15 protein-coding genes are annotated in these 12,893 nt (G+C 72.7%); 2 read left to right on the top strand and 13 right to left on the bottom strand.

Annotation, left to right across the window (positions count from 1 at the left end):
• Positions 1–7 precede the first annotated feature (7 nt).
• Positions 8–1,057, top strand: a complete 1,050-nt coding sequence (locus IEX37_RS05280) for an AI-2E family transporter (RefSeq protein ID WP_188755206.1) — start codon at positions 8–10, stop codon at positions 1,055–1,057.
• 44 nt (positions 1,058–1,101) lie between these two features.
• Here IEX37_RS05280 and IEX37_RS05285 read toward each other — a convergent pair whose 3' ends face one another.
• The 9 genes from IEX37_RS05285 to rpsB form a co-directional block, all read right to left on the bottom strand.
• On the bottom strand, positions 1,102–1,833 hold the full coding sequence (locus tag IEX37_RS05285; protein WP_188755207.1) for an alpha/beta hydrolase: 732 nt from the start codon (positions 1,831–1,833) through the stop codon (positions 1,102–1,104).
• Between the two features lie 19 nt (positions 1,834–1,852).
• Positions 1,853–2,137, bottom strand: coding sequence for an Rv1322 family protein (locus IEX37_RS05290; protein WP_188755208.1), 285 nt, complete (start codon positions 2,135–2,137; stop codon positions 1,853–1,855).
• 10 nt (positions 2,138–2,147) lie between these two features.
• Entirely contained in the window at positions 2,148–2,855 is a 708-nt protein-coding gene (locus tag IEX37_RS15935; RefSeq protein ID WP_229663089.1) for an aggregation-promoting factor C-terminal-like domain-containing protein, read from the bottom strand.
• 67 nt (positions 2,856–2,922) lie between these two features.
• Complete coding sequence (locus IEX37_RS05300) at positions 2,923–3,489, bottom strand: DivIVA domain-containing protein (protein ID WP_188755209.1); 567 nt, start codon at positions 3,487–3,489, stop codon at positions 2,923–2,925.
• A complete protein-coding gene (locus IEX37_RS05305) occupies positions 3,486–4,517 on the bottom strand; it encodes a phosphatidate cytidylyltransferase (protein WP_188755210.1) in 1,032 nt (343 codons plus the stop codon). Before IEX37_RS05305 ends, IEX37_RS05300 begins: the two co-directional genes overlap by 4 nt.
• A 45-nt stretch (positions 4,518–4,562) precedes the next feature.
• Positions 4,563–5,117, bottom strand: coding sequence for a ribosome recycling factor (gene frr, locus IEX37_RS05310; RefSeq protein WP_188755421.1), 555 nt, complete (start codon positions 5,115–5,117; stop codon positions 4,563–4,565).
• A gap of 123 nt (positions 5,118–5,240) precedes the next feature.
• Positions 5,241–5,960 carry a UMP kinase gene (pyrH, locus tag IEX37_RS05315; protein ID WP_188755211.1) on the bottom strand — a complete coding sequence of 240 codons (720 nt, stop codon included), beginning with the start codon at positions 5,958–5,960 and terminating at the stop codon, positions 5,241–5,243.
• Positions 5,961–6,104: 144 nt separating this feature from the next.
• Entirely contained in the window at positions 6,105–6,932 is an 828-nt protein-coding gene (gene tsf, locus IEX37_RS05320; protein WP_188755212.1) for a translation elongation factor Ts, read from the bottom strand.
• A 45-nt stretch (positions 6,933–6,977) separates the two neighbouring features.
• Positions 6,978–7,829: a 30S ribosomal protein S2 gene (rpsB, locus tag IEX37_RS05325; RefSeq protein WP_188755213.1), complete on the bottom strand. Its 852-nt coding sequence runs from the start codon at positions 7,827–7,829 to the stop codon at positions 6,978–6,980.
• Positions 7,830–8,177: 348 nt separating this feature from the next.
• Here rpsB and IEX37_RS05330 point away from each other — a divergent pair, with 348 nt between their 5' ends.
• Positions 8,178–8,702 (top strand): murein hydrolase activator EnvC family protein, encoded by a 525-nt coding sequence (locus tag IEX37_RS05330; protein WP_188755214.1) that lies wholly within the window; start codon positions 8,178–8,180, stop codon positions 8,700–8,702.
• 24 nt (positions 8,703–8,726) lie between these two features.
• Here the strand turns inward: IEX37_RS05330 and IEX37_RS05335 are convergent, their stop codons facing one another.
• The 4 genes from IEX37_RS05335 to IEX37_RS05350 form a co-directional block, all read right to left on the bottom strand.
• On the bottom strand, positions 8,727–9,629 hold the full coding sequence (locus IEX37_RS05335) for a tyrosine recombinase XerC (protein ID WP_188755215.1): 903 nt from the start codon (positions 9,627–9,629) through the stop codon (positions 8,727–8,729).
• 76 nt (positions 9,630–9,705) lie between these two features.
• The gene (gene dprA / locus IEX37_RS05340) at positions 9,706–10,908 is read right to left on the bottom strand and encodes a DNA-processing protein DprA (RefSeq protein WP_229663090.1); all 1,203 of its coding nucleotides are present in this window, start codon (positions 10,906–10,908) and stop codon (positions 9,706–9,708) included.
• Positions 10,905–12,428, bottom strand: coding sequence for a YifB family Mg chelatase-like AAA ATPase (locus IEX37_RS05345; protein WP_188755216.1), 1,524 nt, complete (start codon positions 12,426–12,428; stop codon positions 10,905–10,907). The genes dprA and IEX37_RS05345 overlap by 4 nt, the downstream gene beginning before the upstream one ends.
• Positions 12,425–12,787 carry a YraN family protein gene (locus IEX37_RS05350; RefSeq protein WP_188755217.1) on the bottom strand — a complete coding sequence of 121 codons (363 nt, stop codon included), beginning with the start codon at positions 12,785–12,787 and terminating at the stop codon, positions 12,425–12,427. Before IEX37_RS05350 ends, IEX37_RS05345 begins: the two co-directional genes overlap by 4 nt.
• Positions 12,788–12,893 lie beyond the last annotated feature (106 nt).

Genomic DNA, 12,893 nt, shown 5'->3' on the forward strand with positions numbered 1-12,893 from the left:
AGGACCATTGAAGATCCACAACCCCTTCCGGGTCGCTCTCGTCGCCACGCTGGGCGTCGGACTCGGAATCCTCCTGATCCAGAGTGTCGAGTCGCTGTCCACGGTGCTGCTGTACGTGGGCACGGCTCTGTTCATCGCGCTGGGTTTGGATCCGGTCGTCTCCTGGTTCGAGCGCCGGCGCCTGCCGCGATGGGCCGCGGTGCTCATCACGCTCGTGGCCGTCCTGGGCCTGTTCGCGGGCATCGTCCTGATCATCCTGCCGGTCCTGGTCCAGCAGATCACCCAGCTGGTGCGGCAGGTCACGGTCATCATCGACCGGGGGACATGGACGGCAGAGGTCCGGGAGTGGCTGCTCAGCCTGTTCCCGACGCTCGCGGTCGACGAGATCTTCGCGACCGTCAACGGCTGGCTCCTCGGCAATCTCGACACGATCGGCGAGGGAGTCGTGGGGCTCACGCTCGGCGTCCTGGGCGGACTCTTCGGCGCGTTCATCGTGCTCATCCTGACGATCTACTTCACCGCCTCGACGCCGTCGCTCAAGGCGGCGATCTATCAGCTCGCGCCCGCCTCGAAGCGGCCGCGCTTCATGTCGCTCGCCGAGCAGATCACCGACTCCGTCGGCTATTACGTCATGGGCCAGGTCAGCCTCGCGATCATCAACGGCGTGCTGAGCATCGTGTTCCTGTCGATCATCGGGGCCCCGTTCCCCGCCGTGCTCGCGGTCGTCGCATTCCTCGGCTCGATGATCCCGCTCGTCGGCACGCTGACCGGCTCCACGATCATCACGCTCACGTGCCTGATCCCCGGCCTCGGCTCCCCCGGCACCGCGCTGGCGGCGGCCATCTACTACCTCGTGTACATGCAGATCGAGGCGTACGTGCTGTCGCCGCGCATCATGAGCCGCGCGGTCTCGATCCCGGGCGGCGTGGTCGTGGTCGCCGCGCTCGCGGGCGGCTCGCTGCTGGGGCTCCTCGGGGCGCTGATCGCGATCCCCGTCGCGGCGAGCATCCTCATCATCTACCGTCAGGTGATCATCCCGCGTATGAACGAGCGCTGACCGGCGCGCGCCCTCGCCGGGACGCGACGGCGCGAGACCGATGATCAGGACGGCTCGGTCACCTCGTCGTCCGGCCACTCGGTGGGCAGCGGGAGCGCCGCGGGGTTGACGGCGCGCACGACCTCCGTGAGCACCCGGTACGTCTGCTTCTCCCCCACCCACAGGTGCTTGCCGTCCTCGACGTCGATGAGCTGGATGTGCGGGATCGGCGCGAATCGCTCCGCCGCCTCCGCGGGGCGCAGGAAGTCGTCGAACTCCGGGATCACCGCGATCAGGGGGCGCTCGTCGCCGACCCAGCCGCGCAGGTCCTCCTCGGTCGCGCGCCGCAGCGGGGGCGACAGGAGGATCGCGCCGCGGATGTCGTGAGGGCGGCCGTACTTGAGCGCCAGCTCCGTCCCGAACGACCATCCGAGCAGCCACGGCGCGGGCAGTCCGCGCTCCGACACCAAATCCATCGCCGCGGCGAGGTCGGCCTCCTCCGCGACGCCGTCGCCGAACGCGCCCTCGCTCGTACCCCGCGGCGACGACGTGCCCCGGGTGTTGAAGCGCAGCACGGCGAGGTCGGCCAGGGCGGGCAGGCGCGCGGCCGCCTTGCGGATGACGTGCGAGTCCATGAAGCCCCCCGCCGTGGGCAGCGGGTGCAGCGTCACGAGCGTCGCGACAGGATCGCCGTGGGCCGGCAGCGCCAGCTCGCCGACGAGGGTGAGCCCGTCGCTCGTGCGCAGTTCGACGTCCTCGCGACGCGCGGGAAGGAGCGTGGCTCCGCGGATCTCCATCGGTCTGGTCTCCTTCAGGTCAGGACGTCTTCCAGCAGTGGGTGTGCCAGTGGCGCCGAGCGGCCAGGTCGGCGGCCGGACCGAGCACGCCGTCCTCGCTCCAGACGACGACATGCGCGCGTCCGGGCTCGATCGTGCCGCGGCAGCCCGGACAGGTATAGCTCTTCTCCGCACGCGCGCCGGAGACGGGTTGCACGGAGTACTCGCGTCCACGCCGGGTCTCGGTGCGGCGCCAGCCCGCGATCAGGCGCTCGAGCGACCCGTCATCGCGATCCTCGCGGCGAGGGCGTCGGGAACGGGGCATCGCGGCGTGCCTACCACCAGTGGTTCGCGGTCCAGAACGCGTAGGCCGCGGCCCAGCTTCCGTATCGACCGACCGCGTAGCCGTTCCCCCAGGTCAGGTTGTCGACGGGGTCGTACCCGTTGCCGGGAACCTTGCTGCACGGGAGCGCCTGCACGAGACCGCACGCGCCCGACGAGGGGTTGGTCGCGTTCGGGTTCCACCCGCTCTCGCGCGTCACGATGTAGTCGACGTAGCCCCAGTCGCTCTCCGGGATGCCGGCGGCCGCCATCCAGTCCGAGGCCGAGCCGCCGCCGGTGTAGAACGGGGTCTGGAGCACGGGGGCTGCCTCTGCGCCCGTCGCCGCGACCGTGCCGTTCGTCGGGCTGGTCGGCTCCGGCTCCGGCTCGGGCGGGGGCTTGGGCGCGACGTAGACCTCGTAAGCGCCCCGCTCGAGCCCGGCATGTGCCAGGTCTTCGGCGGAGACGTACGCCTGGGCGTCCGCCGCCGCGTGCTCGAACGAGGAGGGTGGCGCGACGGCTTCCGCCAGCGCGGCACCGGCGGGCACCAGGTACGCCGCGACGAACCCGAGGGCCGCGACCCCGGAGAAGACGCTGAGCGCAGCGCGTCGCCGGCTCAGGCGCGCGGGGGCGGGACCGGCCTTCTGCCGCGCTGCCAGGGCTCTCGCGTCGCGTCGGGTGAGCGCCGTTGCGCGGGGCTGAGTCTCGTTGGCGGAAGTCACAGTGCCCACGAGTCTAGCGTCGCGGTCCGGAGCGCGCCACGGGAGCCGTCCGGCTCGTCCCGCATCGTCAACGCACCGCGAGCATGACGTCGATCACGGCGTCGAGCACCGCGTCGACCTGCTCCTCGCGGTACCCGTTCCGCACCGAGCGGAACGCGACGGCACGCACCTGCTCGACCGTGACCGGCTCGCCGGCCTGGAAGTAACGGGCGAGACGATCGGCGACGAGGTCCACCTCGTCGGGGGCGTACCCGTACGCGAACAGCCCGACGCGGTCGAATCGCTGCCCCCGAGAGCGCCGGAGCCGTTCGAGGATGACCTGCGCGTCGGCACGTGCCCGCTCGACCCACGCCTCTGGTCCTGCCTCGGCGATCGCACGCTCGCGCTCCCGCGCCGCGAACGCGTCCTCGACCCGTGCGAGCGCGGCGTCGACCGCATCGATCCGGTACCCGCCCCGCCGCAGCGGGAAGGACGCCTCGCGGACGGCGCGTGCATCCAGCGCCGCCTCATCGCCCCCTTCGAAGGCGGTCCTCGCGTGCGCGAGGAAGGCGTCGACCGCGTCGCGGTCGTAACCCCGCTCGCGCCCGGTGGCGAGCGGGAACGGCAGGCGCTGGACGGAGGACGAGTCGGTCATGAGGCCCCCAGCGGTGCGAGCAGATAGTGGAGCGCGAGCGCGGCGGTCGCGGACGGGAGGATGCTGTCCAGCCGGTCGAGGACTCCGCCGTGGCCGGGCAGCCACGAGCTCATGTCCTTGATGCCCAGGTCGCGCTTGAGCATGGACTCGCCGAGGTCCCCCGCCGTGGCCGTCCCCACGAGCACGGCCCCGAGGATGAGACCCGCCCACCACGGCAGGCCGAGCATGAAGTGAGCCAGCAGGGCGCCCGCCGCGAGCGAGGCGACGACCGCACCCGCGAAGCCCTCCCAGGTCTTCTTGGGGCTGATCCGCGGGGCCATCGGGTGCCGTCCGAAGGCGAGCCCCGCGGCGTACGCCCCCGTGTCGGCGACGATCACGACGATGAGGAAGGCCAGGACCCACCACTCGCCCCCGGGCTGACGCAGCAGCACGAGCGCGAGGCTCGCGAGGAACGCCACGTACACCGGGACAAGGCCGCCGACCAGCACGTCCGACAGCACGTCGGCGTACACGCGGCCGTCCTGCGCGGCCATCTGGCGCAGCAGGCGCCAGACCACGACCAGTGCGATCACGGCGAACAGCATGGACCAGTGGAACCAGAGATCACCGAAGTACGCCGGCAGCAGCAGCAGCGGGACCGCGATGAGCTGCGGCGCGAGGTCGATGCGCCGCCCTCCGCCCTGCAGCGCGCGGGAGAGCTCGAACACCGCGAGGGCGACCACCGCCAGCGCGAAGATCACGAAGACCCACTTGACGAACACGAGCGCCGACAGCGTCAGCCCGCCGATGCCCACGCCGATGCCGATCGCGAGCAGGAGGTCGCGCCCCGTGCGCTGCTTGATGCGCTCGTTCGCCTCGTCGAAGTGGTCACGGGCCTGGGCCGCGTGCTGCTCGAACTCGGAGCGCGCCGCCCGGATCCTGGCCTGGAACGCCGCCGCGTGCTCACCGTGAGGCGCGCCGCGATCGGCGTGCCCCTCGTCGCCGCCCGGGTCCCGGCCGCCGGGGGCGTCTGGTTGCGACTCGGTCACGGGGCGTCCTCACTCAACCGGTCGCGGAGAGCGACACACATGCGCTCACACCTCGAGGAGCTCGGCCTCTTTGTGCTTGAGGGCCTCGTCGATCTGCTCGACGTGCGACTTCGTGATGGCGTCGAGCTCCTTTTCGCCGCGCACGATCTCGTCCTCGCCGATCTCGTCGCGCAGCGCGTCCAGATCGTCCTTGATCTGACGACGGATGCCCCGCACGCGCACCTTGGCGTCCTCGCCCTTGGCGCGGACGATCTTGACGAACTCCTTGCGGCGCTCCTGGGTGAGCTCCGGCATCGTGATGCGCACGATGTTGCCGTCGTTCGTGGGGTTCGCGCCGAGATTCGGCATCTCGCGGATGGCGTCCTCGATGGCCTTCAGCGCGGACTTGTCGTACGGCGTCACGATCAGGGTGCGTGCCTCGGGGTTCGCGAGCGACGCCAGCTGCTGCAGCGGCGTGGGGGTGCCGTAGTAGTCGACCAGGATGCGCTGGAACAGCTGCGGGTTGGCTCGGCCGGTGCGAACGGTGGCGAAGTCCTCCTTCGCCGCCTCGACGGCTCGGTCCATACGGGAGGTGGCTTCTGCCAGGACGTCCGCGATCACGGTGACTCCATTCATCGGGGTAGTACGGAAAAGTCTAGACGCGGGGACGTCCGATGCCGCGCACCGGACGGCCGCCGCGCCGGACGGCCGCCGCGCCGGACGGGCCGGGCCGGGGGCGATCGGTCAGGTGGTGACGAGGGTGCCGATCCGCTCGCCGCGCAGCGCACGGGTGACGTTGCCTGCGGGTTCCATGCCGAACACGCGCATGTCGATCCCGTTGTCCATGCACAGGCTGAAGGCCGTCGAGTCGACCACCTTGAGACCCTTGACGAGAGCGTCGCTGTAGCTGACGGTGTCGAGCCGGGTCGCCGTGGGGTCGGTGCGCGGATCCGCGGTGTAGACGCCGTCCACGCCGTTCTTGGCGACCAGGACCTCATCCGCCCCGATCTCGAGGGCGCGCTGCGCCGCCACCGTGTCGGTGGAGAAGTACGGCAGGCCGGCGCCGGCGCCGAAGATGACCACGCGACCCTTCTCCATGTGTCGCACGGCGCGGCGCGGGATGTACGGCTCAGCGACCTGCGTCATGGCGATCGCGGACTGCACGCGCGTGGCCGCGCCCGCCTGCTCGAGGAAGTCCTGCAGCGCGAGCGCGTTCATCACGGTGCCGAGCATGCCCATGTAGTCGGCACGCCCGCGGTCCATGCCGCGCTGGCTCAGCTCGGCGCCGCGGAAGAAGTTGCCGCCGCCGACGACGACGGCGATCTCGACGTCGTCGGCCGCCTCGGCGATGTCGCGGGCGATCTGGCTGACGACATCCGGGTTCACGCCCAGCTGCCCGCCGCCGAAGGCCTCGCCGGAGAGCTTGAGCAGGACGCGTCTGCGTCCGGTCTTCTCATCGATCACGTGTCGTTCCTCTCCTCGCCGTGTCTCACGCTACCCGCAACGGGGTCAGCATCCGGCGAGCAATCCTCGAAGCGGTCAGCCGGTGTGTCGGCGCGCGGAAAGGGGGCTCGGATCCGCGCGGATCCGAGCCCCCTCGATGCGCCGTTACGCGCCGACCTTGAAGCGGGCGAAGCCCGTGATGGTGATGCCGGCAGCGCTCGCGATCTGAGCGATCGTCTGCTTGTCGTCCTTGGCGTAGGCCTGGTCGAGCAGGGCGACCTGCTTGAAGTACGCGTTCAGACGCCCCTCGACGATCTTCGGCAGCGCGGCCTCGGGCTTGCCCTCGTTGCGGGTCAGCTCCGTGACGATCTCGCGCTCCTTCTCGACCTCGGACTCGGGGACCTCGTCGCGCGTCAGGTAGGACGGGTTGGCGAACGAGATGTGCTGCGCGATGCCGCGAGCGGTCTCCGCGTCGTCGCCCGTGTACGCGACGATGACGCCGACCTGCGGGGGCAGGTCCTTGCTCGTCTTGTGCAGGTAGACCTGGAAGGCGTCGCCCGACAGCGTGCGCACGCGGCGCAGCTCGACCTTCTCGCCGATGATGGCGGCCTCGTCGGCGATCAGCTGGTCGACCGTCTGGTCGCCCGCGGGCGCGGCCAGGGCGGCCTCGGCCGAGTCCGCGGCGACCGCGGCAGCGGCGTCGGCGACCTTGTCGGCGAGGGCGATGAAGCGGTCGTTCTTGGCGACGAAGTCGGTCTCGCACGCGAGCTCGACCAGCGTGGCCTTGCCGTCCAGCTCTCGCGCCACGACCAGGCCCTCGCTCGTGGAGCGGTCGGCACGCTTCGCGTTGCCCTTCGCGCCCTTGAGACGGAGGATCTCGACGGCCTTCTCGACGTTGCCGTCGGCCTCCTCGAGCGCCTTCTTCGTGTCGACCATGCCCGTGCCGAGCTGCTCGCGCAGCGCCTTGATGTCGGCGATGGTGAAGTTGGCCATGGGTTCTGGCTCCTCAGGTTCGGTGGATCCGATCGGATCCGGCGACTACTTCTCGGTGGTCTCGGCGGCCGGGGCGTCGACCGGCGTCTCGGCGGGGGCCTCGGTCTCGGCCGGAGCCTCGACAGCGGCCTCGGCCGGAGCGTCAGTGCCCTGCTCGAGCAGCTCGCGCTCCCACTCGGCGAGCGGCTCGGCGTCACCCTCGGGGTTGTGCTTCTGCTGCAGCCCCTCGGCCGCGGCGTCCGCGATGATGCGCGTCAGCAGAGACACCGAGCGGATCGCGTCGTCGTTGCCCGGGATCGGGTACTGCAGGTCGTCGGGGTCGACGTTCGTGTCGAGGATGCCGATGACCGGGATGCCCAGCTTCTTGGCCTCGTCGATCGCGAGGTGCTCGCGCTTGGCGTCGACGACCCACAGGGCCGACGGCGTCTTCGTGAGGTTCCGGATGCCGCCCAGCGACTTGTGCAGCTTGTCGAGCTCACGCTTCTTGAGCAGGAGCTCCTTCTTCGTGAAGCCCGAGCCGGCGGGGTCGTCGTAGTCCAGCTCCTCGAGCTCCTTCATGCGGGCGAGGCGCTTCGAGACCGTCTGGAAGTTCGTGAGCAGACCGCCGAGCCAGCGCTCGTTCACGTAGGGCTGGCCGACGCGGGTCGCCTGCTCGGCGAGCACCTCCTGGGCCTGCTTCTTGGTGCCGACAAAGAGCACGGTCCCGCCGCGGGCGACCGTCTCCTTGACGAAGTCGTACGCCTTGTCGATGTACGTCAGCGACTGCTGGAGGTCGATGATGTGGATGCCGCTGCGCTCCGTGAGGATGAAGCGCTTGACCTTCGGGTTCCACCGGCGGGTCTGGTGTCCGAAGTGCACGCCGCTGTCGAGCAGCTGGCGGATGGTGACGACGGCCATGGCCGTTCTCCTTCTCTTGGCGTCGATTGCGCCACTCTCGGTTGATCTGCCGGTCGGACGACCGGCGAGCCTGGTGCCCGGCACACGCCCACCCTCTGCGAGGGACCGATGGGAGTGATTGCCACGACGCTCATCCGGAGATGGCGCCGCTATGGGCACGCGTAGTCACCCCGATGCTCGGGATGCGACCTCCAGTGTATCAGGAGCGCCCCCGCGTCCCGCGCCGGGCGAAGGCAGGAGTTCACCGCGCGTTCCGTCCCTCGTCCCCAGGCGCTCACCCGGGCCGGGTTGTCCCCCGCGCGCCGTTCCGCGGTCTCTGCCCGGCGGGCCCGCGATCACCCTGGTTCCATGAGACGTCCTCTCCTCGCCATCCTGCTCGCCGCCGTCCTCATCCTGTCGCCGACCGCGTCCACGGGCGGCACGCCGCAGGGGTCGGTCCCCGCCGCCGCTCAGCTGGCGGCTCGCGAACCGTGGCGGTGGCCCGCGCCGCCGCCGATGCAGATCGTCGAGCCCTACGTCGCGCCCCCGCACCGCTACGGACCGGGTCACCGCGGTGTGGACGTCGCTGCGGAGGTGGGGGCGGAGGTGGTCGCACCGGCGGACGGGACGGTCGCCTTCGTGGGCACCGTGGTGGATCGCCCCCTCATCACGATCGACCACGGCGACGGGCTGGTCAGCACCCTGGAACCGGTCTCGTCCGACCTTACCGCCGGGGACCGGGTGCTGCGCGGCCAGGCGGTGGGGCGCGTGGCGACGGGCGGGCACACGGCCCACGGCGCGCTCCACATCGGGGCGCGTCTGCACGGCGAATACGTCAATCCGCTCCTGCTGCTCGGCAACGTGCCGCGCGCCGTGCTGCTGCCGTGCTGCTGACGCGCCGCCTGGGCGCACCCCGCGTCAGGCGCGGGGGTGCGCGAGGCGGTACGCGGCGGCGAGCCGTTCGGACGAGACGTGGGTGTAGATCTGGGTCGTCCCGAGGCTGGCGTGGCCCAGCAGCTCCTGGACCGCGCGCAGATCGGCGCCGCCGTCGAGCAGGTGCGTGGCCGCGGAGTGGCGCAGCGTGTGCGGACCGACGGCGCTCGACGCCAGCGCCGGCCCCACGTGGCGCGTCACCAGGTCGTAGACGGCACGGGGGCCCAGCCGGCCGCCCCGCACGCCGAGGAACAGCGCCGGTGGCGGTGCGGTCGCCCGGGCGGCCAGCGCGGGCCGACCGGTGGTGAGGTAGCTCGTCAGCGCCCGCCGGGCCGGGACGCCGAAGGGGACGACCCGCTCCTTCGCGCCCTTGCCCAGGACGCGGGCCGTAGACCGCTCGAGGTCCAGGTCGTCGGGGTCCAGGCCGCACAGCTCGGAGACCCGGATCCCGGCGCCGTACAGCAGCTCGAGCAGCGCATGGTCGCGCTGAGCGACGGGGTCGCCCTCGCGAGCGTTCTCCCCCAGGCGCTGCAGCACGTCGCTCAGCGCGTCGGCCGTCGCCACGCGCGGGAGCGTGCGCCCGCGCTTGGGGGCCACCAGGCGCAGGCTCGGATCGACCGGGATCAGGTCCTCCTCGAGAGCCCACCGGAAGAACGCGCGGGCGGCGGACGTGCGGCGCGCGAGCGTCGAGCGCGCGTCGCCGCGCTGGGACGCGTGCCACAGCCACTCCCGCAGCTGCTCGAGGTCGACGTCGTCGACCCGTGTCTCGCCTGTGACAGCCGCGAGGTCGGCGAGATCGCCCCGGTAGGCGCGCACGGTCGCCTCGGACAGCCGGCGCACCCGCTCGAGGTGCACCGCGAAGGCGTCGATCGCGTCCGTCAGCAGCACGCTCCCAGCTTCGCCCGGCCCGCGGCCGGTACGGAGACGACCCGCCGAGAGCCGCCTCCTGCGACGGGCTCGCCCGTCACCGGGCGAGGCGCCAGCCCTCGGGATCCGACTCGACCCGCCCGTCGAGCTCGAGCAGGCCGAGCTGTGCCTGCACCTCGGCGAGCGACAGCCCGCTGCGACGGGCGATCTCGTCGGCGTCGCGCCACGCCCGCGGCGCGAGTGCGTCGAGCACGCGGATCGTCTCCGGGCGCGTTCGCTCCCCCGACGGCGCGGCGGCTTCGTCCCACTCGCCGAGCAGCTCGAGCGCATCCGCGCAGCTGGTGATGCACATGGCGTCGAACTCGCGCAGCAGTCGATGACTGCCCTCGGACGTCGCGCTCGTGACCGGCCCGGGCACCGCCCCGAGCGGGCGGCCGAGCGCGGCCGCGTGCCCGGCGGTGTTGAGCGAGCCGCTGCGCCGCCCCGCCTCGACCACGACGGTGGCGCCGCTGACGGCGGCGATGAGCCTGTTGCGCTGCAGGAAGCGCCACTTGGTCGGGGCCACCCCCGGGGGAACCTCGCTGACGACGGCGCCGCGCTCGGCGATGCGCGCGAAGAGGTGCGCGTGCGCGGCCGGGTACACGCGGTCGGCACCGCCCGCCACGAACGCGATCGTCGGGCCGCCCGCGCCCAACGCGGCGCGGTGCGACACACCGTCGACTCCGTAGGCGCCGCCGGACACGACGCACACGCCGCGTTCGGCCAGCTCCCCCGCCAGCATGCCGGCGACGTGCTCGCCGTAGGGAGTCGCGGCCCGCGCCCCGACGATCGCGATCGACCGCTCGAGCCGCGCCAGCGCGGGCGCATCGCCGCGCACCCAGAGCGCGAACGGAGCGTGAGGCCCCAGGTCGGGCAGCCGGCTCGGCCACAGCTCGCCCTCCGGGATCAGCACGGTCAGCCGCGCGCGCCGCGCGGCCCGGACGGCGTCGCGCAGCAGGCGCGCGCCGAGCCGGGGACGCCAGCGTTCCAGCGCCGCCGCGAGCTCCCTCGCCGAGACGTCCGCTCCCGAGGGGGGCAGCGCCCGCTCGCGCGCCGTGCTCACGAACTCGAGAGCCCCGGCCACGCCCAGCGCCGCCGCCAGTCGGCCCGCGACGCCGTCTCCGGGCTCGGCGATCACGCTCCACGCCAGCCGGAGCAGCAGCGCGCGCCGGTCCGCCACCGGAGCGTTCAGCCCGTCCGCGTCGCGTAAGAGGTCCGGGTCCCGCGACAGGTCCGCGGGGTGGGGGGTGGCGGCGCTCACGGGACGATGCCCTTCTTCAGGAACAGTGCCTGCCCGACGTCGGCGGCGGCGGGGAGCTCTCGACCCGCGAGATCGGCCAGCGTCCACGCGACGCGGAGGATGCGGTCATAGCCGCGCAGGGTGATCGCACCACGTTGCAGCGCCGCGTCGAGCGGACGACGCGCCTCGGCCGGGACGGGGCAGGGCCCCTGACGCAGCCACGTCCCGGGAACCTCGGCGTTCGTCCGCCAGGGCGTGTCGCGCAGGCGCTCGGCCGCGGCGACGCGCGCCGCGCTCACGCGCGCCCGCGCCTCGGCGGTCGTCACGGCGGGGCCCTCGGTCTGCCGTGCGGTGGAGACGCGCTGGAGGCGCAGGTCGATGTCCATGCGGTCGAGCAGCGGGCCCGAGAGCCGCGAGAGATAGCGCCGGATCACCATGGGGGCGCAGATGCACGTGCCGCCGCGCACCCCGTACTCCCCGCACGGGCACGGGTTGGTCGCGAGCACCAGCTGGAAGCGCGCGGGGAACTCCGCGCGGAATCCCGCGCGGTGGATCTCGATGCGGCCTTGCTCGAGCGGCTGCCGCAGCGCGTCGAGCACGCCCGTGGGCGCCTCGGCCGCCTCGTCGATGAACAGCACGCCCCGGCTGGCCCGCGCGATCGCGCCGGGGCGGGCGGTGCGCGAGCCGCCGCCCACGAGGGCCGCGATCGACGCGGAGTGGTGCGGGGCTTCGAAGGGCGGGGTGAGCGTCAGGCTCGTGACCGCCTCCCCCGCCAGGGAGCGCAGCGACGCGACCTCGAGCGCGCTGTCCTCGTCGAGGGGCGGCAGGATGCCGGGGAGCCGGCGCGCGAGCATCGTCTTCCCCGCCCCGGGCGGGCCCGACATCAGCAGATGGTGCCCGCCCGCGGCCGCGACGATGAGCGCGTCGACCGCGGCCGGCTGCCCGACGACGTCCGCGAGGTCGATCCGCTCTTCGGTGGGGCGGGCGCGGGGCGGCGCAGGGACCGGTTCGAGATCGGGCACCTCGACGTCCGCGCCGTGCCACCGGGCCACCTCCGCGAGTGACACCGCCCCGAGCACCTCGACGTCCGGCACGAGCCGGGCCTCGGCGAGGTTCGCGTGGGGCACGACGAACCGCTCGAAGCCGCGCGCCGCGGCCGCATGCACGGCCGGCAGCACTCCCGGGACGGGTCGGAGGCGCCCGTCGAGCCCCAGCTCGCCGATGTGCACCGTGCGGGCGAGCGAGTCGGGCAGCACGAGCCCGTCCGTCGCGATCGCCGCGACGGCGATCGCGAGGTCGAAGCCGGTGCCCTGCTTGGGCAGGCCCGCCGGAGACAGGTTGACTGTGAGCCGCCGGTCGGGCAAGCGCATCTCGCTGTTCTCGCACGCGTTCGTGACGCGCCTCACCGCCTCTCCGAGCGCCTTGTCCGCGAGCCCGATGAGACGGAAATCGGGCTTCTGCGCCGTGATGTCGGCCTCGACCTCGATGAGCTCGCCGCGCAGCCCCGTCAGGGCCACCGCCCACGTGCGCGCGACCCTCATCTCAGGCCCTCCAGGTGCTCCAGCGTGCCCGTGGTGGGGGCGGGGCCGATGATCGCGATCGCGTCGACGCGGAGGCGCCGGTACCGGGCCCGGCCCGGATGCGCGCTCGCCCACGCCATCGCCAGCCGCCATAGCCGCGCGAGCTTGCGGTCGTCGATCGCGGCGAACGGATGCCCGTACCCGATGCTCGTGCGGGTCTTGACCTCGACCACGGCGATGTCGCGCCCGTGGGCCGCGACGATGTCGATCTCGCCGTCGGCGCAGCGCCAGTTCCGGTCGAGGATCTCGTAACCGCGTCTGGTCAGGTACAGCGCGGCGCGTTCCTCGCCTGCTCTCCCCAGGTCGTCCTTGCGTGCCATGCGAAGAGCCTCGCCCGCTCCCGGGCCCGCGATCCGCCCGGTCGGCGCCGACGCGAACAACCCCCGCGCTCTTCCCCCTGGGGACGAGGCGTCCCGCTCGGGCGGG

Origin of the sequence: Microbacterium album (assembly GCF_014643695.1) — a bacterium.
In the GTDB taxonomy this organism is placed as follows: domain Bacteria; phylum Actinomycetota; class Actinomycetes; order Actinomycetales; family Microbacteriaceae; genus Microbacterium; species Microbacterium album.